The 525-nt window shown below is 33.0% G+C and carries 1 protein-coding gene; it reads left to right on the forward strand.

The genetic code is table 11. The features are described from left to right. Positions 1-525: aminotransferase class I/II-fold pyridoxal phosphate-dependent enzyme (locus R7P64_RS24660; RefSeq protein ID WP_318124270.1), on the forward strand; the 525-nt coding region annotated here is incomplete at both ends.

Here is a 525-nt window from a genome sequence, read left to right on the forward strand (position 1 = left end):
ATATAATCATAGTATCAGATGAAATACACTCAGACATTGTATATAAAAACCACAAGCATATACCTATAGCTTCTTTATCAGAAGAACTTAAAAACTCTACAATTACATGCATATCACCAAGTAAAAGCTTTAGCCTAGCGGGACTTGCATCCTCTGCAATAATAATACCCAACAAAAAACTTTTAAATTTATTTAACGCTTCATTGGACACAGCACATATAGCTGGAGGCAACATATTTGGAAATATTGCTTTAGAAGAAGCATATAATAATGGCGATGATTATCTTGATGAGCTAATTTTGTATTTAGAGGACAATCTCAACTATTGTATAGATTACTTCAATGAAAAGATCCCTCAAATAAAACCACTTCGCCCAGAAAGCACTTACCTAGTCTGGCTTGATTGCAGCAAATTGGGATTGGAGGATAAGGAGCTAATGAACTTTTTCATTAACAAAGCAAAAGTAGGAGTAAATCCAGGCAGCAGTTTTTCTAAAAAATACAAAGACTTTGTAAGACTAAATA

The organism is Vibrio sp. 2304, from assembly GCF_033339475.1.
GTDB lineage: Bacteria > Pseudomonadota > Gammaproteobacteria > Enterobacterales > Vibrionaceae > Vibrio > Vibrio alginolyticus.